Raw genomic sequence first — 20,203 nt, forward strand, 5'->3', positions numbered from 1 at the left:
TCTGTTTTTGGGCTTTCTCCCTTATTTCTCACTATGGTTTTACAGTATAATGGATATTACTAGAACATTAGACATTTTTTAATTACTAAAAAGCACCTATTTTTTTGAAATTTTTGTCTATTATTATCATAATAATTTTACCGTTACACAAACGCTACAGTTAGACACTAGGAGGATTGTTTTTATGCCTTTTCTGCATACGGCGACAGAAAAAATTTACTATGAAGTTCATTCGCCCGTATTCACTGACCAGACAGACACCATAATGATGATTCATTCTGTTATCACTGATCATACGGTTTTTGATTCTATTACTGCAGAATTAACCCAACATTATTCTGTGATTCAATACGATTTGAGAGAGACAGGAAATAGCGCCTCCACTACAGGGGAGATATCGTTTGAGGCTCATATTGAAGATCTTTTCCACTTATTACATACGTTACATATAAAAAAATGTTACTTAGTTGGAGTGGGATTTGGAGGACAAATCGCTGTTAAATTTGCTGCTCGCTATAAATTTCTTATTGAAGGACTGATACTATTGTCTCTTCCTTTTTATTCAGATAGCACGCTTCAAAAGATTAAGAGATGTTACAACGAAGAAAGTAAAAACCAAATACCGGTAGAAAAAATTTTCGAATTAGGCAAACTAGAGAGTCTGGAACCTACAAACATACAACAGGTAATTGAAAGACTAAAAAAAATGGATTCCGGGGTATATTTCCGTTTTCTTAAACTATCTCTTACAGACAATCTATTTCAAGAGTTGACTAGTATTTCACTTCCTGTACTCACTTTATCTGGCCAACATGATTTGCTTCTTTCATCACAGTATCTGATTTCAAAAACGATGTTTTTAAAAAATTACAGTCATATGACCATACCTAACGCTCATTCTTCATTTCTAGTAAAAGAAAAAACAGCTTTACTCAAAGAGATTGTTATAGATTTTATTAAAAGTAATACACAACAATTGCCTTCTTTAAAGAATGATCCTATGAAAATACTTAAGAACTGGGAAAGTGACACAGCTATAGATATACAAAAAGATTTTCATGTACATACACCCTCTCTTAAAGTAGATTTTTTGTACTCTTTTTCCGTCTATGTAAATGGCCAGCTTATTACAGAAGGCTGGAATAAGCGCTTTGCTCAAGAAATTTTACTATATCTTATTTTTCATCATTCTATCAGCCGAGAACAGCTATGCGAAGCGCTGTGGCCTGATGTACCTTTAAGCAATGCCAAAAAGAATTTACGCGTCTACTTGTCTCATTTAAAAAAGTTATTGAACGCAGAAAAGGAAGAGCCAGTTTTACTTGTTAACAGGCAGCTCATTTCTTTAAACGCCGATGTGTCGAGCGATGGATTAGACTTACTAACTGACCTTCAGTGGATTACCGAACAGTCTGACCCGGCATTGAAATTTAAGGAAGCTGAACAGCGACTGCACCAATTAGTTCCTCATTATTTAACAACGATTTATGACGATTGGTTCCTTGATATCCGAGTAAAAATAGAGATTATTCTTCTTGACTTATTAATCTGGATGAAAGAATGGCTTTGTGAGAATGGAAAAGTTTCAAAAGCCGTATTTTTACTCATTAAATTTATTGATTTAGTAGAAGAAAAGGAATTCATTTATGATGAAATTGTCGATTGCTATATCAAGCTCGATAACAATGAAAAATCAGAGTACTGGCTCGATCAAAAAATGCGGTATTTATTTGAATAAAAAGGATGTGAATGCATGAATTCGTACTGTGAGATGGTGTTTAATCAAATACACGTCAACATCCATTCTCTAACCACAATCATTAATGACGTTACAGAAGAAGAGCTTGCTTATCGTCCCCTCCCTCACAAGCGGTCTATTCAAGAGCTGCTGCAGCATTTATGTCTCATTTGCAGTGCAGACTATTATATTTCCTTAGGCTACTCTGCAGATAAAATGAATGACTTTTATCTGCAGCATCCAGCTTATACAAAGCTTGAACTCAAAGCAGCTTTAGTAGAGGGCTTCAATCAGCTAAAAGCAGTTTACTCTTCTTTTGACGAGCGAAAGCTATTTTCACTGCAGACATCCTATTGGGGATGCACGTATACATGTTTTGAGTGGCTGCTTGAAATTCAGTCTCATTTATACCATCACCGTGCAGAACTGTATACGCTTCTAACCTGTTACCGCAGAAACGGATTGGATGTAGTGCTTTTTGAGTGATATAATTTTTCACTCTCTATATTTTCGTAGCTTTTTAGAGGCCTAAAGGAAGCTTCTTTTATTTGTTTACCATTTTCTATCCATTATGAAATATAATAGGAGAAATAGTAATAGCTTTTGGATATAGAAAGCATTAAAAGAAAATGAGGTTGGATTATGAGAGAAACAATCGTTGTAGCTTTAAAGAAAATTGAAGAAGATTACGACGTAAAAGTATTATACGCTTGTGAATCTGGAAGTAGAGCGTGGGACTTTCCATCTAAAGATAGCGATTATGATGTTAGATTTATTTATATTCATAAGAGGAATAAATATTTAAGCATTGATCCAATGGGGGTAGGTAAAAAGCGAGATGTAATAGAGCTACCTATTAATGACCTATTAGATGTTAGCGGCTGGGACTTAACCAAGACGTTAAAACTTTTTAGAAAATCAAACCCACCCTTACTAGAATGGATGCAATCAAACATTGTATATTACAAGGCGTATTCAACATTTGATAAAATGAAAGAACTACATTCTAACATCTTTACTCCTACTTCTTGTATATACCACTATTTAAATATGGCTAGAAATAACTTTCGAGAGTATTTACAAGGTGACGAAGTAAAAATCAAAAAATATTTTTATGTTTTAAGACCTGTGCTAGCTGCTAAGTGGATTGAGCAACATAACGAATTTCCTCCACTAGAATTTCCTATTCTCTTAGAGAAACTGTTACCAGAAGGAGAATTAAAAGAAGAGGTTAGCAAGCTGTTAAAGCGTAAAATTAGTGGTGATGAGTTAGATTTAGAACCACGCATCAATGTTATCAATGAATTTTTAAACTTAGAAATTGACCGTTTAGACAAATACGTCAGAACTTTATCCGTAGAATTAGATGACCCTACATATGAATTAGATCAATTGTTTAGAGATACTTTAGACGAAGTTTGGAACTAAGTATAAAACAAAAAGGCTTATCCCTAATGCAAGTAGCAGCAGATAAGCCTTTTATTTATAATTTCTATTAAAGCGGTATATTATTATTCGTATTTTTTGTTTCATTTAAATAGCTCTCCACATATATTTGTTCTGCATCTGTAGCATTTTTAATTCCATCCTCCGGACTAAATTCAATGCTTCTCCTTATGGCTACACGATCTGCAATGTAACCCATTGCTAACAAAAAAACTATACATCCGCCTGCCCACAGCCACATTGTCATTTTAATCCCCCCTTTTTAACTTTAATATTACAATTTCATTACCTCTTAAAAATTTGATTAGTTTTACTCTCCCCTCCTTTTACTGACCTAGCAAAAGGATTAATTTCATAAGTTAAATCGCTTCAGGTCCCTTTTTTTTCTTTAGTTCACCTAGCGTCGCGTAATACAGCATATATCCTCCGACTGTATATTAAACGTTTTTCCGCAAAAAGGAATTTAAATTAAAATCCCCTATACTTATTATACGTTATAGCACGAAGAAAAGTTTCAGAAAATTACATTAATAATTTTTGAGTTGATTTTCAACAAATCTGATTATAGCTTTTTGTGTTTCATCCTAAATAATTTCAAAAATACAAAGTTACTGCTACCAATTTATCTACAAAGCATTCGAGGCTTTACGCCGCTTCAATCAGATCTACTATTATTGCCAGGTGCATTAATTATGATGCCGACTATGACTGAATGTATAAACCAATTACCTCAACATTTAATTTCGCACGGTACAGCTTTAAATAATACAATTCGTCAAGTTGCAGGTTTGATTGGTACTGCTATACTTGTTACGATTATGACGCAACAAATTACGGAATACCTCGCTAACTACACCAATACATTAAGTTCTTAAGTAGCCAAACTTAGTCAATTAGGTACTAGCGGTATTATGTCGCTATACGCTAAAGCAATAAAAACTTCGACTATAGATGGCATTAACGATGCATTCTTATTTGCTACATTATCAGGTCTGGTTGCACTTTTACTCTCTTTCTTCTTGCGTACACCAAAGATCAATAGAGAGAAATAATAAAAAGCCGTTTCTTTGGTTAAGAAACGGCTTTTTATTTTAACATATAATTCTATACTTAGAGTTAATTTGATATCCCCCCCTATTTCTGATTCAAAATAATAAATTTACAATTTTTGTAGCGCACTGACTTGTTTTTCTAAAGTGGGAATTAACCATTCTCTTCATAAAAATAGTACTATTTTCAAGAGGAATCTTTTATTTCTCCTGAAGATAGTACTACACTATATTAGATAACCTTTATTTTTGTTTTAATTGTATAATATGTATCTGCTATGAGTCCTACTGCAAGTCCGCTAATCATCCCGTACGGTAATACACCTGGTACATTTTGATAAAAAGTGCCGATTAACATTGCAGCTAGGATGCCGAAAAGTACGCCTATCACAATATGCGAACCAAACTTCACCTGTTTTGCGGTATACATTCTTCCTCCTCCTCACTTTTTTTCCATTATATCACAACAGCATCGTTTATTTAATGATAACTGAGCGAGGAATGCGAATGTAATAAAACTGTAACTTTATATAACTATTTTAATACTACTCTTCTGGCGAATAAAATGTCATATGAGGCTTTTCTTCTTGATAATACGCTAAACGGTCTTGGAGCGTACCGGTGTGAAATTCAAATTTATGACCGTCCGGATCCGTAAAATAAATAGATTTTCTGTCTCTTTCGTCGCGGTTTCTTCCCGGTAAGATGGTTACATTATGCTGTTTTAACAGTTCTCTTGCTTCGTCAAAGTTTTCAATAGAAATAGAAAACGCTAAATGAGTATACGAATACTGAATGTCTGATCTAGGGATATTTTCTTCTTTGTTTAACGCCAGCCACAGTCCATTCAGACTAAAGTAAGCGGTGGACTTTCCTTTTACTAAAAGTTCCGCTCCCAGCACTTTCTGATAAAATATGATGGATTGTTCTAAATTTGACACAGAAAAGCACATATGATTAATTCCTTGAATCATCTTTACCCCTCGCTTTCTAGAAAAAAGCACTTCTTTCCATTACATAAATTTCCTTTTAACATCTATTTTACTGAAAAAACATACTTTTTGCCATGTAAAGAGCTACTCCCCAAATCATACATGCAGAGGCCTTATTGACCCAAATCATTATTTTCCCATTTGAATCCATTTTTCCTACTGCTTTTCCTGCAAAAGCTAAGGATAAAAACCATATCCACGAAACGGATATCGTCACCAGCGTAAAAACCCATTTTTCTTTTCCGCTGTATAGTATAGAATTTGTTCCAATCACGCCCATAATATCCATCAGCGCATGGGGATTTAGCAGAGATACAGAAGCAGCAAATAAAATTTGTGCTTTTACCGTCATCCCTTCCTTTACTGACGTTTTTGAAGGTTCGCTCTTCCACGTCACAAAGCCCATATACGCTAAAAAAAGAAGACCTATTCCAAAAATAAGCGTTTGAAAAAATGAAAAAGAAGCGGCTACTGCCGAAACTCCCAGCACTGCAACTACAATTAAAATCGTATCACAAACAGAAGCCGTCACCACTACGGGAAGCGCCTGTTTAAAGGTTCGTTGATTTGCTCCTTGATTAAAAACAAATACATTTTGTACTCCTAAAGGTAAAATCAAACCGAGTGCTAACAACAAAGCATGCATAACCACTGTAAACATATTACTCTCTCCTTTCTCTTTCATCTTACAATTGACGTACCCTGTTGTCTCCATCCAAGTTTTGATTTATAATACCAACCAAATTACAAAAAGGTGGTATCACATGAATTGGATTCCAGATCCGGCTGATAAAAAGCCAATGCACAAACAAATTCAAGAGTATATGAAAGAGAAAATCATAAATGGAGAGTGGCCTATTGGAACTAAAATTCCTTCGCAGCGTCATTTAGCTGCTAGCTTTTCTGTAAATAGAAGCACGGTGGTGACAGCAACCGAAAACTTAATTGCTGAAGGACTGCTCAGCGGAAACAAAGGCGGTGGCACCAAAGTCATTAACAATACGTGGAGCTTACTAGCATCAGGTTCTCACATGAACTGGAATTCGTATGTAGAAGCAGGAATATACCAACCAAATTCTCCGACTATCCGCCATATTAACGAAGCTGAATTTCAACCAGGCATTATTCGTTTAGGAACTGGAGAGTTAGCACCTGACCTGCTTCCTTCCCATCAGCTTTCCGAGCTATTCAGCGGAATGAAACATAGAAGCGTACACTTGGGCTACGAGCATCCAAAAGGCAACGAGGCACTGCGACAAGAGTTAGTCAAGCATGTAAAAAAACGAGGCATTGAAACTTCTCCTTCATCTATTTTAATTGTATCCGGTTCACTTCAAGCCCTTCAGTTAATTTCAATCGGCCTGCTGCCTCCAGGTGCCAATATATTAGCTGAAAAGCCTTCTTATCTTTATTCTCTACCGTTATTTCAGTCCGCACAAATGAAAATAACGGGCATTTCGTTAGATGAAGAAGGAATGCATTTAGCTTCATTAAAAGACCAGCACGAAAAAGAAAAAGGCACAGCTTTATATACAATACCGAACTTTCATAACCCCACCAATGTAACGATGAGTGAAAAAAGGCGCCAAGAGCTGCTTCGCCAGTGTGAAAGAATGCATTTGCCTATTATTGAAGATGATGCTTACGGAGAGCTTTGGTTCCATTCACCGCCTCCACTTTCGTTAAAAGCTCAAGATAAAAATGGAATGGTTCTTTATTTAGGAACGTTCTCTAAAACATTCAGTCCAGGATTTCGAATTGGATGGATTATAGGGCCTGAACATGTAATTGAGCGATTAGCTGACCTTAAAATGCAAGTTGACTATGGAGCCAGTTCCTTATCTCAATGGGCCGCTGCTGAAGCTCTCAAAACCGGAATCTATGACAAGCATGTGGCCAGCGTACGTTATAAATTAAAAGAAAAATCTCAGCAAACACTGGCTATTCTAGAGAAGTACTTGAAGAATCTCGCTGTGTGGAATGCTCCGAGCGGTGGTTTTTATTTTTGGCTTACGCTGCATAAGCCTGTTTCGATGCGAAAGTTATTTAAGCGCTGTCTCGACGAAGGAGTTCTTTTAAATCCAGGCGCATTGTATGACCATGAGACATCACAGCATATCAGAATATCCTTTTCTTATGCGACGCTTGCAGAATTTGAATACGGCATCAAAATAGTCGCAAAAAGCCTTAAGAATCTTTACAAGTAATTCTTAAGGCTTTCTTGTGTTAACGGCAGCTTTATAAAAAAAGTGAGCTTATTATGCTGAAGATCCGCTCGTATCTCTCCTTGATGCAGCTGAATAATTTGTTTTGCAATAGCCAGTCCTAAACCTGAACCATTCGCGTCCGTTCTTGATTCATCACCTCGATAAAATCGATCAAACAACTTTTCTACCTCAATTTTTTCACTGATGTTAATGCTGTTCCTAAAAGAAATAACTATGTAGTCCTCGTAAATTTCCTGATTCGCCTCTAATACGGAAGGCTTTTTGCTGTATTTCTTGACATTTTCGAGTAAGTTTTGAAATACTCTTGCCATTTTTTCCACATCAATAAATGCATTCCATTCACAAGCAAAGTTCGTCTGAATATCAATGCCTTCTCTTGTTAAAATTGGCTCGTACTCTCCTATTACCTGTTGAAGCAAACGTTTCATATCGACCTCATTTCGTTGAAGCTGAAGATCAGGACTCGTTAATTTTGTATAGTCGAACAATTCTTCAATTAAATCAGTTAAGTATTTTGCTTTTGAATCAACAATATATAAGTAGCTATCTAATGTTTCATCATCCATACTTTCTCTTTTTTTAATTAAATCCAGGTACCCAACGATGGATGTTAACGGCGTGCGCAAATCGTGAGATACACTGGATATTAGCTCATTTTTCACTTGCTCCAGTTCTCGTTCACGATCAAATTTTGTACGAAGCTGCGCAGACATTTTGTTAATGTTTTGACTTAATTCAGCCAGTTCATCTTTTCCTCGTACATGGATGGTTGCGCCTAAATCTCCATTTGAAATTTTTTGAACTTGTTTAGAGATTTCTTTCAGATAACGAATATGAGAACGAATAAGTGCTAAAAAAACAAAAACAAAGACCACAACGGCGATAAAGAAAAGTCCAAACGCCAATACATTATATGCAGGGACATTCATTTTCTCTTCTTGTATATACCTCCTCAAAACAAGCCTAGCAATTAAAATAAAAATTAAATTGGTAGCCAAAAAACTTATAATGATAGCAAAAAGAAGCTTTACACTTATTCTTCTCATATCCTGTATCCTACGCCCCATATGGTTTTAATATAAATCGGTTTTTTCGGATTATCCTCAATTTTTTCGCGGATTTTTGTAATATGGACCATTACGGTATTATCCGATTTAAACGCATCTTCTTGCCACACGGATTCATATATTTTCCCCATACTCATCACTGTTCCTTTGTTGCGTGCCAGCAGTTCTAAAATATCAAACTCTTTTGGCGTTAAACGAACTTCTTGGCCGCGCACAAATACAAGGCGAGTGCTGCGGTTAATTTCCAAATCGCCAATTTGAATAACGCCACGCTCAGCGCGTTCATTGTATTTTTTGTAGCGTCTAATTTGTGATTTTACTCGTGCGATGAGTTCGAGAGGATTAAATGGTTTTGTTAAGTAATCATCTGCGCCTGCTGTTAGACCAGAAATTTTGTCCATATCTTCTGACTTAGCCGACAGCATAATAATGGGCATGTTTTTTTCTTCACGTATTTTAAAAGCGGCGTCGATTCCATTCATATGCGGCATCATAATATCTAATATAATTAAATCTACTTCTTGTTCCTCTAAAAGCGCTAATCCAGATACAGCATTAGAAACTTTCAGCGCTTCAAATCCTTCATTTTCTAAATAAATAGCAATTAAATTACGAATTTGCTCATCGTCATCTATAATTAAAATTCTGTCTTTCATTTACAAACTCCTTATATCCCATTCTTTTCGCATGTAAAAATGTATGCGGGAGGAACGTTTCTCCACTCTTTTTCAACTTTAATATGCGGAAAAAACGTGCGAATTAACTCTTTTTTTAAATTCGTATACTGAAACGTAATAAATTTCCCTTCATTAGCTAATACACTTCGCGTGTTTTGTAAAATACAGTCTGACACTTCAGACGTCAAAGAAGCAAAAGGAAGACCTGATAGTACGTAATCTACTTTTGGAATACCATACTGTATCAAGTACTTTTGAACATGTTCAGCCGAGCCGTGTATTACATACACATTTTTTTCATCTCTTACTTGTTCCTTTACTTTTTCGTAAAAATGCCGATTGTATTCGATAAGAAGCAAAGTTGTACAAGCGCTTCGTCTTCTTATTAATTCATGAGTGAAAACTCCGGTTCCTGGCCCGTACTCTACTATACAGTCTGCATGTTCAAAATCAATCCCTTTTACCATTTTTTTCGCTAAGTGCGTAGAGCTCGGCAAAAGTGCGCCTACCGTTCGCGGCTGGTGAAAATATTGATACATAAAAGCTAAATTCATTTTCTATTCCTTCTTTCTACTCTTTCTTTCTAGAATAGAAAAAAAATCTAAAGAAACGTTAAGTAAATTTCTTAAGAATTCTTAAGAAAACAAAAAGGAGGATGGGACATAACGGAATTAACCCAATCTAAAGACGAGCAAATCGGATTAATAAACTGATATGGATTGCTCGTTTAAAAGATAATTTATCGTAAATAACATCCGCTATTTAAATCGAAGGTGGCTCCTGTATAATGTTTTGCTTGAGGGCTCAGTAAAAAAAGAACCGTATCTGCCACGTCTTGAGGCGTAACAAAGCTTGGAATCAGCTGATGAGCGATGTATTCATTTTTGCGCCAATCTGGAATATTTTTCATCATATCGGTATTTACCATTGTAGGTGCTACGGCGTTCACCCGGATATAAGGAGAAAAATTCATCGCACAGCTCTTGGTTAATCCTAGTATTGCTGCTTTAGACATTCCATATATAGCATCGGAGCTTCCTTCCATTCCTGACACGGAGGATATATTGATAATCGCTCCTTCTATTTCCTTTTTCATTAATAATTCGCCAAAGTACTTGGAGAAATAAACATATCCTTTAATATTAATATCCATTACAAAATCTATTTCATTTTCTTCATAGTCCAATAAATTTTTCCCTAAATACACGCCTGCATTATTAACTAACCCATACAAACTTTTATCTTTTATTTGATAAAAAAGATCTTTTACATCGTTTCCTTTTTTAACATCTACTACGTGTGTTTCAATATGGCCCTTTGTATCTTCAGCTAGCTGTTTCAAAGCTCCATCGTTAATATCACAAGCAATAACTGAATAGCCCTTCGACACACACTCTTTCACAATTTCTTTGCCAATTCCAGAACCTGCACCCGTAACGATTATCCATTTTTCTTTCATCTCGACACCTCTTATTCACTTCTGTTAGACATACTTGTTATGTAAATATTCAAATATTTATTGTACCATTATTTTCTATATAGACATCCCTTTTTTGCGTTCTTTTTTAGCTTACCTGACAAAGCGCGTATAGTTTTTTATACGAGTGATAACGATAAGAAAGTACATTATTTCAAACAAGAAAGAGATGATAAGACGTGGCAAAAGTACTTTATATTACAGCTCATCCTCACGATGAGTCTCAATCATTCAGTATGGCAACTGGAAAAGCATTTATCGATGCTTACAAAGAGCACAATTCAAGTGACGAAGTTGTACATATTGACCTTTATAAAGAAAATATCCCTCATATTGATGCGGATGTATTTAGCGGCTGGGGCAAACTTCAGTCTGGCTCTGAACTTTCCTCTCATGAACAGGAGAAAGTCAATCGCCTTGCAGAATTGAGCGAACAGTTTGTATCAGCGGACAAATATGTTTTTGTAACGCCTATGTGGAACTTTTCGTTTCCACCGGTTATGAAAGCCTATTTAGACTCTGTAGCCGTAGCGGGTAAGTCATTTAAATACACGGCAGAGGGTCCGGTTGGGCTATTAACGGATAAAAAAGCGCTTCATATTCAAGCGCGCGGAGGCATTTATTCTGAAGGTCCTGCAGCTGATATGGAAATGGGGCATCGTTATATTGGGATTATGATGAATTTCTTCGGAGTACCTTCGTTAGACGGCATTTTTGTGGAAGGGCATAACGCAATGCCAGATAAAGCTCAAGAAATTAAAGAAAAAGGAATAGCAGAAGCAAAAAAACTTGCCCAAACTTTTTAATATAAAGAGGCTGTAACAAAATATTTTAATTGAAGGAAGATCCGAACGAAGACTCGAGACCCTTAATGGAGCATCAACTTTGTTCGGATTTTTCTGTTGGTAAGATGAACGTAGCTTTCATGCATGGTGGCTGCTTCCAGTAGTTAATTGGAGGGCAAGGCGAAGACTCCTGCGGGAAAAGTGGAACAGATGAGACCCCACAGGCGCGTAAGCGACGAGGAGGCTCATCGGCCGCCCGCGGAAAGCAAAGCCTTGCACGGAAATTAACTGCGATGTAACAAACCATTCATACTGGATCATTTATCCCGTTTGTTCGTCTTTCGATGGAAGTGATTTCGTTATGTCTAAGTCTCTTTTCTACGCAAAAAAACTTTCTCTTTCCTTTTCGATCCACCTGTCCATTTCTCTATCACTTTTTTCTACAAGTCTGTTAACGAGAATATCATGCCAAATATAATTTTCAAGTAAATTAATGTTGACTGCGTTATTTGTATAGTACGCCATTTCTTTATGACCATAAATCATTTCACTGCTGTCAACAGATATAATAAACCAGTTTTGATTCCCAATGTTTTCGGTATAGCTTGTATGGCGGTGCCGGTCAAATTCCTCCATCGCTTCATCTTGTTCAAACACAATTCCTTTTAGTGTGACGCTCTCCCTTAGCTGTAATAAAAGAGGCTTCAATTCATTATAAATATCGGGCCAAAGCGAGATGACAATTTTATTTTTTGCTTTTAACAATAGCGACTCACAAAAAGCAAGAATGGCTGTTTCTCCTTTCATCGTCATAACCCGGCTTTCTTCTATAGACTCTGCAGCTTCAAGACGTTTAAGCGTTTCGCTAACGTCTTCATACGTTTCGTTCCATTTTTTTTGCAGCGAATGCAAAAAAGCATCGACGGGCAACGACGTGTACTGGGTGCCATCATTACTCTCTTCTTTTAACACCATGCCTTTTTCCTCTAGTGTTTGTAAAATATCGTATACACGCGCTCTTGGCACACCTGAATGTTTACTAATACTATAAGCAGTGGAAGATCCTTTTTTGACAAGCGTCACATATACTTTTGATTCGTACTGATTAAATCCAAGCGACTGCAGCTGCTGAATAATATTTTCCATAAAGGAAACCTCCCTGTTTTTTAAGTTATTTGAAATTTTTATCATTTACATATTTACAACTGCTTTTTATATAGTTACTATTTAAGTAGTCACTATATATTATGACATGAGGAAGGTGCTTTATGGAAGAATTAAGTTTACAGATTGTTCTTTTGCTTTTACTATTTGGTTTTTTAGCCGCATTCATTGACTCTGTAGTTGGCGGAGGCGGTTTAATTTCAACGCCTGCTCTTTTATTTTTAGGCCTGCCTCCCGCTGCTGCCTTAGCTACAAATAAATTAGCCGGAACGATGGGCGTATTAACGAGTACCATTCGATTTGTAAAATCCGGAAAAGTCGACTTTCGCGTCGTAGGTAAATGGTTTCCTTTTGTATTTATTGGTTCTTTAGGAGGTTCAATCACCGTTCATTTTCTATCCTCTGCTTTTTTGAAACCTGTTATTTTGATTCTCCTTGTTTTAGTTGCTATTTATACAATCTTCAAAAAAAACTGGGGCACCACGTCTACGTATAAGCCGCTGTCTATTAAGAAACTTATTTTCTTTACCGCACTTATTTTTATTATTGGCTTTTACGATGGATTTTTAGGAGCAGGCACAGGTTCATTTATTTTATTTGCTTTTTTATTTATGGGGTTTGATTTCCTGCAGTCAGCAGGCAGCGCAAAATTTTTAAATTTCGGCAGTAACTTAGGTGCTTTGCTTGTGTTTTTATATTTCGATTCTGTTGTATTTTCTTACGGATTAATTATGGGGTTTGCCATGATCGTAGGTTCTTTTGTCGGGTCAAATGTCGCTCTATCAAAAGGCGTGACGTACGTCAGATCGCTTTTTATCCTTGTCACTTTAAGCCTTATTAGCAAAAACATATTCGATTATGTGAATCAGTACAAATAGATCAATGGTTTATTTTGCTGATCTTTGCACTTATTTTTGTCAAAAATACGTTTTTTTCTGCTTCAGAGAACGCTGCTGAGACTCTAGCAACGTCAGATGTTCCAAAAGCCGCGGCTACTTTCAAAGAGGGAAACAATCAGCAGGACGGAGTCATTATTCAAAAATATCGCAAACAGCTAGATGCAGCGCAGAAAAAAAACGACGAAAAAGCGACGAAAGAAATACAAGAAAAAATTTATGAAGACGGAAGACAGGCGGCACTAAACTTTTTACCGCGCAATAAATTTCAAAGAGCTTTTTCCCAGCCTTCTAAAAAATCGGCCGATGACATTTATAATTTTCTAGTTGCCCAAGTGGGTTTTGGAGGTTATGATTCTCTTTATCAAGAAACAACAGCCACAAAAAAAGAAGCAGCATCTTCTACTGATGAATTAAATATGAGTGGCATTCAAGCTAAAACCGCTGCACTTACATACGGTACACCAGCACAAAGAGAGCAGCTGCTTGTTACAAGTCTTGCCTATGACTTAAGCAGCGTAGGCGTCATTTCTTCCGATACAGCTAAAGATATTGATAAAAAAGCTACTCATATGCTGGAAGTTAGAAAAGAAGGAATAAATGCCGCGATGCAAGAATAGTTTTGCGAAGTGGAAAGCAGCAGGTCAAACTGCTGTTTTTTTATTCTGAATAACGTTTAGGCACTTCACTATTTTAATAGCCGATCATTTAATAACACTGGTTAAAGCTTTCATACAATGATATAAAAATGGAGGTAATTTCTATGAAAGAAGCGATTGTTTATCAATACGATGCGTTCAGTACGCGCCCTAATAAAGGAAACCCTGCAGGAATTGTGTTTAACGGAGATGATTTTTCAGCTGAAGAAATGCAGATGATTGCTTATCAAGTACAGTTTAACGAAACGGCTTTTATCATGAAGTCTTCCCGCGCTGATTTGCGAATTCGATATTTTACACCCGGACAAGAAGCAGATTTGTGCGGTCATGCGACCGTCGCTTCTCTTTATGCTTTATACAGTAAAAACAAACTTCCAAAAACTACATTTACAGTGGAAACAAATGCTGGAATTTTGCCGATGACTGTACAGAATAGAAACGGACAACCTGTTATCACCATGAGTCAAGCCTCTCCGCAGTTTCATCCGTTTTCAGGTTCAAAAGAAAAACTGGCAAAAGCTCTTAATCTTCATATTGATGACCTTGATCAAAGACTTCCTATTGTATATGGAAGTACAGGGAACTGGACGCTTATTGTACCTTTAAAAAGTTTAGATGCCTGTAAAAAGATGAAGCCTAATCAAGAAGATTTCCCTCACATATTAACAGATATGCCAAAAGCATCTATTCATCCCTTTTGTTTTGAAACGATTCACTCAGGAGCTCATATGCACGGAAGACATTTCTCTTCACCATTTTCGGGTACGGTAGAAGATGCTGTAACTGGAACAGCTTCTGGCGTGATGGGCGCCTATTATGCGAGATATGTGGATCAGCAAAAAAACGATCGCTGGCAATTTGTGATTGAGCAAGGACAGGAAATAGATAGAGATGGATTCGTTCATGTAGAAATTACAAAAAAAGAGAATACGTATGGTGTGGTAATCGCAGGAGAAGCTGCCTATGTAACAAAGCAAATCGTTTCTCTTTCTTAATAAAAACGTGTCCGCCTGTTTGGCGAACACGTTTTTTTTGTTTAATAAATAATAGCCTGTACGCTCATTATTGTAACGGTTAAAATAAGAATCACGTTCCCTATAATTAACCACGGCTTTGCGCTTCCTCTTCTACCTTTAATAGCCGTGATTAGTCCAGCAATGGGCAATAAAGCCATAATGATGACCCAAATTTTACGAAGAATGCTGGAATCCAAATAAAAACCAAACTGCATCATCGCAAATAACACGACTGTAATAAGGAAGAAAAGTGTAGGCACAGCTAAATGAATGCCTCTTGGTCTCATTGAGTAGTACACAACATCACTTTCTTTCTATGTAAAATCTTACGTAAAATAACGTTATCATTTACACAGAGTTTTGACAACTTTTTGAAGGATTTTGTCAACAAACTTTAATAATCTAGAAGAAATTACTTCTCATTCAGCTGCCCGAAGACTGCCGGAAGTGCAGAAATAACGTCGCTTGCTAACATATCTATCATTGTATGCCCCTGATCGAGCAGCACATCCGCTGCTTTTCCATGAACATATACCGCATTGCTTATTGCTTCTTGAAGAGAATCATGCTGCATGATAAAAGCGAGGATGATCCCTGTTAACGTGTCACCCGTTCCGCCTTTCGCAAGTCCTGCGTTTCCAGTGGTATTTACATATTGTTTTCCGTCAGGTGTTGTAACAATCGTATTTGGACCTTTTAATACAAGGTACACACCATTTTCCACTGCGTATTGTCTAGATATTAAAAATCGATTTTCTTCTACTTCTGAGATTGATGTATCCACGAGTCTAGCCATTTCTCCCGGATGAGGTGTTAAAATCGTTGCGTGTTCTCTTTCTTTTACTTCTTTCATCAAATCTGGCAGATGAAAAAGAGCATCTGCGTCGATTACAACAGAAACCGGCTGTTGAAGCACTTGCTCGACAACTTTCTTGGTTTCTTTCGTTCTCCCAAGCCCCGGTCCCACTGCAATTGCATCATACTTTGCTTCTTCTAAAGGAATCTCGCCTGCAAAAAAGCCATCTTTGCTTGGACATGGCTTGTACATCACTTCCAACATGTGAGCAGCTGCAATCGCATGAATATCACTCGGAAGCGCAAGAGTTAAAAGCCCTGCTCCGCTTGTGAGTGCTGCTTTTGACGTTAGCATTGGCGCTCCGGGTGTTTGGAGTGAACCCCCTATTACGATTCCTTTTCCATGCGTACCTTTATTGGACGAAGCATTCCGAATGGGAAAAGATTGTTTAATATGCTGAGTTGACCATATCTCTTTAAGAGATGAGCTTTTTTCAATTGCTAGCGGCGGAATACCGATATCTACTACAATCAATTCACCGTAGCTTTCTTTGCTCGGGTATGTAAATGCCGTGATTTTTGGCTGTTGAAGCGTAATCGTAGCATCTGCACGTACCGTAAGCTCTTGCTTCTGTTCCATTACTCCACTTGGGACATCGATGCTGTATATGTAAGCATTAGAGTCGTTTATTTTTTTTATAATGTCATCGTAAGGAGATTTAATGCTGCCTTTTACGCCTATACCTAATAAACAATCAATAAGGACCGTATACTTTTTCACAGAGAAGTTGTCTCCCACCGATTGCCACGCGAATCCAGCATTTTCATAGATGATCATTGCTTTTTGAGCTGCGTCTTTTATTTTTTCCCGTGCAGGAACTACCCAGACGTCAACTTCATAGCCCTTTGACTTCAAAGCACGGGCAATAACAAAGCCGTCTCCTCCGTTGTTTCCTGTTCCTATAAGCAGCCCTATTTTTTCATATTTTTCGATTCGCTCACTCAGCACGTTTGCAGCAGCCCGCCCGGCATTTTCCATAAGGGACTCTTCACTCATCCCAATTGTATTCATCATATAATCATCTACTTGATACATCTCTTGATTCGTTACAATTCTCATTATGCTGCCCCTTACTGAAACGGAAATGGTTCGTCTGTATTTACCGTTCCTTTTATTTTCGTTATAGTTAATTGTTCTCCTTTCACCCAATCTTCAAACGAGAAAATAAGAGGCTTTGCTTTTCGTCCAATCCCCACAATAACTTGCAATGTCTCCGGTACATACGCCACTGTATGAAGAGTTCCAGCAGAATTCCGGTAATCTTCTTTAAAAATACCGTATTCATCTTCATTAAATAAAGAGAAAGCTTCAAGAGGCGATAGCTTTTTTTCAATATGATCTCGAATATGATCGAGCCTTTCCCTTGACTCTACCAAATGATGACGATTTTCTTCGACCAGCTGATTAAAATGGTTCGTACACCCCATCATCGTTCCTCTTTGTACATGAACCCCTCGTCCAGATGCTTCGACTACTGCTCCCTGTCCGCTGCGGTCATAAATGGAATAATTAAACGCATGACGATGGGGTGCCCTTTCTAAAATAGCAATAGCCTCTTCTGTCGTTTCGCATGTTTCTAAAATAAACCGAGCGAGCGTACAGCAAATAAATCCGTTCGTTTGACGGCGGCGATTAACAAAATGATAGCCAATTGCTAATCCTTTTTCGTTCATTCCATCCATTCGCCCAATCATTCTCGTCCCAAACCCGACGCTTGCATATCCTTCATTTGGCTGAAAAAGCAAAAATCGACCTTCGTACGTTTTAGGATGATAATCGTAGTTTCGCACATACACGCCGTGCTGCATAAGAGCAGAACATCCCGTTTTCTTCCACTCTTGCTGATACCCGCTGTACTCATGTATAACGTCTTCAAGAGGCCAATCTAAGCCTTCTGCTAAGCCCACTAGCTCATCCCACAGTCCGGGAGCAAATAAGTCGTAATAATGACGAGCTTCTTTTGCTATCGTTTGATAGCTTCGTAATGAACGTTTTCTTCTTTTTTGATGATTTTCAAACAGCTTTGTCCCTTTATGTAATTCCCCTTGCATTTTACCAAGCTCTCGGTAAGAGCCTCGCCCTTGAATAACTTCTACCTGTATTTCTTTCACTTCTATCACTCCAATTTTCCAGTACCTTTATTGTGCAGCAAGCGCTCTATTCTTTGCAACTTTCTCTTCTCATAGAACTCTCTTCCTTTGAATACAGTTATAAAGAAACAGGTCGAAAGATTGAAAAGCATTATCATAAGAGGTGATCATATTGCTAAAGGAAGTTCAGCTAGAGATTCAGCGAAGAATCGCCTATCTGCGCCCAACACAAAAAAATGACGGGTCATTTCGCTACTGTTTTGAAACAGGCGTCATGCCTGATGCGTTTTTAATTATGCTTCTTCGCACCTTTGATTTAGATAAAGAAGTGTTGATTAAACAATTAACCGAACGGATCGTTTCCCTTCAAAATGAAGATGGTCTTTGGACATTGTTTGATGATGAAGAACATAACTTATCCGCCACTATTCAAGCTTATACAGCTCTTTTATATTCAGGCTATTACCAAAAAAACGACCGGATTTTGCGAAAAGCAGAAAGATATATTATAGACTCAGGAGGCATTTCTCGCGCTCATTTTCTCACAAGATGGATGCTTTGTGTTAACGGCTTATACGAGTGGCCAAAGCTATTTTACCTCCCGCTTTCTCTTTTGCTCGTGCCTACCTATGTACCGCTTAATTTTTATGAATTGAGCACCTATGCCAGAATTCACTTCGTTCCGATGATGGTAGCGGGAAACAAGAAATTTTCACTTACTTCTAGGCACACACCTTCTCTTTCTCATTTAGATGTAAGAGAACAGAAACAGGAATCGGATGAAACGGCTCAAGAATCACGCGCTTCTATTTTTTTAGTCGACCATTTAAAACAGCTGGCTTCTTTACCTTCTTACATCCACAAGCTTGGTTATCAAGCAGCCGAGCGTTACATGCTGGAAAGAATCGAAAAAGATGGTACACTCTACAGCTACGCCACCTCTACTTTTTTTATGATTTACGGTCTTTTGGCTCTTGGCTATAAAAAAGATTCATTTGTAGTTCAAAAAGCAATTGACGGTATTTGTTCACTACTTAGTACATGCGGCGGCCACGTGCACGTAGAAAACTCCACGTCAACCGTTTGGGATACCGCTCTGCTCTCTTACGCTCTACAAGAAGCAGGTGTACCGCAGCAAGATCCCATGATTAAAGGCACAACTCGCTACTTAAAGAAAAGACAGCATACAAAGCTTGGAGACTGGCAGTTTCATAATCCAAATACAGCACCTGGAGGCTGGGGATTTTCCGATATTAATACGAATAACCCTGACTTAGACGACACGTCTGCTGCTATCAGAGCTCTTTCTAGAAGAGCGCAAACCGATACAGATTATTTGGAGTCTTGGCAAAGAGGCATTAACTGGTTGTTGTCCATGCAAAACAAAGACGGGGGTTTTGCTGCATTTGAAAAAAATACCGACTCTATTTTATTTACTTATCTGCCGCTTGAAAATGCAAAAGATGCAGCGACGGATCCGGCTACTGCCGATTTAACCGGTCGAGTGCTTGAGTGCCTCGGAAACTTTGCCGGTATGAATAAATCCCATCCTTCGATTAAAGCTGCAGTAAAATGGCTGTTCGATCATCAGTTGGATAACGGGAGCTGGTACGGGCGGTGGGGTGTTTGCTACATTTACGGAACGTGGGCCGCTATTACGGGACTCCGTGCTGTAGGAATTTCTGCTTCTGATCCGCGTATCATCAAAGCCATCAATTGGCTCAAAAGCATTCAACAAGAAGACGGCGGATTCGGAGAATCATGCTATAGCGCTTCTTTAAAAAAATATGTGCCTTTAGCCTTTAGCACTCCTTCTCAAACGGCTTGGGCTCTCGATGCTTTAATGACAATATGTCCGTTAAAAGATCGAGCCGTTGAAAAAGGAATTAAATTTTTACTGAATCCAAATCTTACCGAGCAGCAAATTCATTATCCCACGGGAATTGGTCTTCCTGGACAATTTTATATTCAGTACCACAGCTACAATGATATTTTTCCTCTTCTTGCACTTGCCCACTACGCAAAAAAACATTCTTCGTAAAGAAACAGCGCCTATAGCTGTT

General features: G+C 37.7%; 21 protein-coding genes and 1 pseudogene. 10 read left to right on the forward strand and 12 right to left on the reverse strand.

Going from position 1 to position 20,203, the window contains the following annotated elements; genetic code table 11:
* The first annotated feature begins 184 nt into the window (after positions 1-184).
* The 3 genes from SB717_RS12365 to SB717_RS12375 all read left to right on the forward strand — a co-directional run bounded on the left by SB717_RS12365 (position 185) and on the right by SB717_RS12375 (position 3,166).
* Positions 185-1,738: an alpha/beta hydrolase gene (locus SB717_RS12365; protein WP_410903816.1), complete on the forward strand. Its 1,554-nt coding sequence runs from the start codon at positions 185-187 to the stop codon at positions 1,736-1,738.
* A 15-nt stretch (positions 1,739-1,753) separates the two neighbouring features.
* Positions 1,754-2,224, forward strand: a complete 471-nt coding sequence (locus SB717_RS12370) for a DinB family protein (RefSeq protein ID WP_410903818.1) — start codon at positions 1,754-1,756, stop codon at positions 2,222-2,224.
* A 156-nt stretch (positions 2,225-2,380) separates the two neighbouring features.
* Positions 2,381-3,166 carry a nucleotidyltransferase domain-containing protein gene (locus SB717_RS12375; RefSeq protein WP_410903819.1) on the forward strand — a complete coding sequence of 262 codons (786 nt, stop codon included), beginning with the start codon at positions 2,381-2,383 and terminating at the stop codon, positions 3,164-3,166.
* A 67-nt stretch (positions 3,167-3,233) separates the two neighbouring features.
* Here the strand turns inward: SB717_RS12375 and SB717_RS12380 are convergent, their stop codons facing one another.
* Positions 3,234-3,431: a hypothetical protein gene (locus SB717_RS12380; RefSeq protein WP_013083020.1), complete on the reverse strand. Its 198-nt coding sequence runs from the start codon at positions 3,429-3,431 to the stop codon at positions 3,234-3,236.
* A gap of 361 nt (positions 3,432-3,792) precedes the next feature.
* Here SB717_RS12380 and SB717_RS40245 point away from each other — a divergent pair.
* A pseudogene (locus tag SB717_RS40245) lies at positions 3,793-4,056 on the forward strand (hypothetical protein); the annotation flags it as partial.
* Positions 4,057-4,465: 409 nt separating this feature from the next.
* On the opposite strand, the gene SB717_RS12390 reads toward SB717_RS40245, so the two are convergent.
* The 3 genes from SB717_RS12390 to SB717_RS12400 all read right to left on the reverse strand — a co-directional run bounded on the left by SB717_RS12390 (position 4,466) and on the right by SB717_RS12400 (position 5,886).
* Positions 4,466-4,663: a hypothetical protein gene (locus tag SB717_RS12390; RefSeq protein ID WP_016763981.1), complete on the reverse strand. Its 198-nt coding sequence runs from the start codon at positions 4,661-4,663 to the stop codon at positions 4,466-4,468.
* Between the two features lie 115 nt (positions 4,664-4,778).
* A complete protein-coding gene (gene fosB / locus SB717_RS12395) occupies positions 4,779-5,207 on the reverse strand; it encodes a metallothiol transferase FosB (protein ID WP_029715142.1) in 429 nt (142 codons plus the stop codon).
* A 67-nt stretch (positions 5,208-5,274) separates the two neighbouring features.
* Positions 5,275-5,886 carry a LysE/ArgO family amino acid transporter gene (locus SB717_RS12400; RefSeq protein ID WP_074681477.1) on the reverse strand — a complete coding sequence of 204 codons (612 nt, stop codon included), beginning with the start codon at positions 5,884-5,886 and terminating at the stop codon, positions 5,275-5,277.
* Between the two features lie 103 nt (positions 5,887-5,989).
* Between SB717_RS12400 and SB717_RS12405 the strand changes: the two genes are divergently transcribed.
* Complete coding sequence (locus tag SB717_RS12405; protein ID WP_410903820.1) at positions 5,990-7,432, forward strand: aminotransferase-like domain-containing protein; 1,443 nt, start codon at positions 5,990-5,992, stop codon at positions 7,430-7,432.
* On the opposite strand, the gene SB717_RS12410 is transcribed toward SB717_RS12405, so the two are convergent.
* The 4 genes from SB717_RS12410 to SB717_RS12425 all read right to left on the reverse strand — a co-directional run bounded on the left by SB717_RS12410 (position 7,423) and on the right by SB717_RS12425 (position 10,656).
* Complete coding sequence (locus SB717_RS12410; RefSeq protein ID WP_410903821.1) at positions 7,423-8,499, reverse strand: HAMP domain-containing sensor histidine kinase; 1,077 nt, start codon at positions 8,497-8,499, stop codon at positions 7,423-7,425. The genes SB717_RS12405 and SB717_RS12410 overlap by 10 nt on opposite strands.
* Positions 8,496-9,176 (reverse strand): response regulator transcription factor, encoded by a 681-nt coding sequence (locus SB717_RS12415; RefSeq protein WP_074681483.1) that lies wholly within the window; start codon positions 9,174-9,176, stop codon positions 8,496-8,498. The genes SB717_RS12410 and SB717_RS12415 overlap by 4 nt, the downstream gene beginning before the upstream one ends.
* A gap of 11 nt (positions 9,177-9,187) precedes the next feature.
* Positions 9,188-9,751 carry a class I SAM-dependent methyltransferase gene (locus SB717_RS12420; protein ID WP_074681485.1) on the reverse strand — a complete coding sequence of 188 codons (564 nt, stop codon included), beginning with the start codon at positions 9,749-9,751 and terminating at the stop codon, positions 9,188-9,190.
* Positions 9,752-9,936: 185 nt separating this feature from the next.
* Entirely contained in the window at positions 9,937-10,656 is a 720-nt protein-coding gene (locus tag SB717_RS12425) for an SDR family NAD(P)-dependent oxidoreductase (RefSeq protein WP_410903822.1), read from the reverse strand.
* Positions 10,657-10,853: 197 nt separating this feature from the next.
* Between SB717_RS12425 and SB717_RS12430 the strand changes: the two genes are divergently transcribed.
* Positions 10,854-11,480 (forward strand): FMN-dependent NADH-azoreductase, encoded by a 627-nt coding sequence (locus SB717_RS12430; protein WP_013083009.1) that lies wholly within the window; start codon positions 10,854-10,856, stop codon positions 11,478-11,480.
* A 357-nt stretch (positions 11,481-11,837) separates the two neighbouring features.
* Here SB717_RS12430 and SB717_RS12435 read toward each other — a convergent pair whose 3' ends face one another.
* Complete coding sequence (locus SB717_RS12435) at positions 11,838-12,605, reverse strand: TrmB family transcriptional regulator (protein ID WP_057243734.1); 768 nt, start codon at positions 12,603-12,605, stop codon at positions 11,838-11,840.
* Between the two features lie 122 nt (positions 12,606-12,727).
* Between SB717_RS12435 and SB717_RS12440 the strand changes: the two genes are divergently transcribed.
* From SB717_RS12440 to SB717_RS12450, 3 genes are all read left to right on the forward strand, one after another.
* Positions 12,728-13,501 carry a sulfite exporter TauE/SafE family protein gene (locus SB717_RS12440; RefSeq protein WP_057243735.1) on the forward strand — a complete coding sequence of 258 codons (774 nt, stop codon included), beginning with the start codon at positions 12,728-12,730 and terminating at the stop codon, positions 13,499-13,501.
* A 14-nt stretch (positions 13,502-13,515) separates the two neighbouring features.
* On the forward strand, positions 13,516-14,139 hold the full coding sequence (locus SB717_RS12445; protein WP_410903823.1) for a hypothetical protein: 624 nt from the start codon (positions 13,516-13,518) through the stop codon (positions 14,137-14,139).
* Positions 14,140-14,282: 143 nt separating this feature from the next.
* Positions 14,283-15,173: a PhzF family phenazine biosynthesis isomerase gene (locus SB717_RS12450; protein ID WP_410903824.1), complete on the forward strand. Its 891-nt coding sequence runs from the start codon at positions 14,283-14,285 to the stop codon at positions 15,171-15,173.
* Between the two features lie 41 nt (positions 15,174-15,214).
* On the opposite strand, the gene SB717_RS12455 is transcribed toward SB717_RS12450, so the two are convergent.
* The 3 genes from SB717_RS12455 to SB717_RS12465 all read right to left on the reverse strand — a co-directional run bounded on the left by SB717_RS12455 (position 15,215) and on the right by SB717_RS12465 (position 18,161).
* A complete protein-coding gene (locus SB717_RS12455; protein WP_223260155.1) occupies positions 15,215-15,493 on the reverse strand; it encodes a hypothetical protein in 279 nt (92 codons plus the stop codon).
* 113 nt (positions 15,494-15,606) lie between these two features.
* A complete protein-coding gene (locus SB717_RS12460) occupies positions 15,607-17,109 on the reverse strand; it encodes an NAD(P)H-hydrate dehydratase (protein WP_410903825.1) in 1,503 nt (500 codons plus the stop codon).
* A gap of 11 nt (positions 17,110-17,120) precedes the next feature.
* The gene (locus SB717_RS12465; RefSeq protein WP_410903826.1) at positions 17,121-18,161 is read right to left on the reverse strand and encodes a C45 family autoproteolytic acyltransferase/hydrolase; all 1,041 of its coding nucleotides are present in this window, start codon (positions 18,159-18,161) and stop codon (positions 17,121-17,123) included.
* A gap of 142 nt (positions 18,162-18,303) precedes the next feature.
* Here SB717_RS12465 and SB717_RS12470 point away from each other — a divergent pair, with 142 nt between their 5' ends.
* Entirely contained in the window at positions 18,304-20,181 is a 1,878-nt protein-coding gene (locus SB717_RS12470) for a terpene cyclase/mutase family protein (protein WP_410903827.1), read from the forward strand.
* The last annotated feature ends 22 nt before the right edge of the window (positions 20,182-20,203 follow it).

The sequence above is a fragment of the Priestia sp. SIMBA_032 genome (assembly GCF_046535215.1).
GTDB lineage: Bacteria > Bacillota > Bacilli > Bacillales > Bacillaceae_H > Priestia > Priestia aryabhattai.

Bases quoted from the DNA above. Each gene is read 5' to 3' on its own strand.
- SB717_RS12420 (WP_074681485.1), bottom strand. From the start codon at position 9,751: ATGAATTTAGCTTTTATGTATCAATATTTTCACCAGCCGCGAACGGTA.
- SB717_RS12425 (WP_410903822.1), bottom strand. From the start codon at position 10,656: ATGAAAGAAAAATGGATAATCGTTACGGGTGCAGGTTCTGGAATTGGC.
- SB717_RS12390 (WP_016763981.1), bottom strand. From the start codon at position 4,663: ATGTATACCGCAAAACAGGTGAAGTTTGGTTCGCATATTGTGATAGGC.
- SB717_RS12410 (WP_410903821.1), bottom strand. From the start codon at position 8,499: ATGAGAAGAATAAGTGTAAAGCTTCTTTTTGCTATCATTATAAGTTTT.
- SB717_RS12405 (WP_410903820.1), top strand. From the start codon at position 5,990: ATGAATTGGATTCCAGATCCGGCTGATAAAAAGCCAATGCACAAACAA.
- SB717_RS12400 (WP_074681477.1), bottom strand. From the start codon at position 5,886: ATGTTTACAGTGGTTATGCATGCTTTGTTGTTAGCACTCGGTTTGATT.
- SB717_RS12435 (WP_057243734.1), bottom strand. From the start codon at position 12,605: ATGGAAAATATTATTCAGCAGCTGCAGTCGCTTGGATTTAATCAGTAC.
- SB717_RS12450 (WP_410903824.1), top strand. From the start codon at position 14,283: ATGAAAGAAGCGATTGTTTATCAATACGATGCGTTCAGTACGCGCCCT.
- SB717_RS12460 (WP_410903825.1), bottom strand. From the start codon at position 17,109: ATGAGAATTGTAACGAATCAAGAGATGTATCAAGTAGATGATTATATG.
- SB717_RS12415 (WP_074681483.1), bottom strand. From the start codon at position 9,176: ATGAAAGACAGAATTTTAATTATAGATGACGATGAGCAAATTCGTAAT.
- SB717_RS12365 (WP_410903816.1), top strand. From the start codon at position 185: ATGCCTTTTCTGCATACGGCGACAGAAAAAATTTACTATGAAGTTCAT.
- SB717_RS12370 (WP_410903818.1), top strand. From the start codon at position 1,754: ATGAATTCGTACTGTGAGATGGTGTTTAATCAAATACACGTCAACATC.
- SB717_RS12375 (WP_410903819.1), top strand. From the start codon at position 2,381: ATGAGAGAAACAATCGTTGTAGCTTTAAAGAAAATTGAAGAAGATTAC.
- SB717_RS12380 (WP_013083020.1), bottom strand. From the start codon at position 3,431: ATGACAATGTGGCTGTGGGCAGGCGGATGTATAGTTTTTTTGTTAGCA.
- fosB (WP_029715142.1), bottom strand. From the start codon at position 5,207: ATGATTCAAGGAATTAATCATATGTGCTTTTCTGTGTCAAATTTAGAA.
- SB717_RS12440 (WP_057243735.1), top strand. From the start codon at position 12,728: ATGGAAGAATTAAGTTTACAGATTGTTCTTTTGCTTTTACTATTTGGT.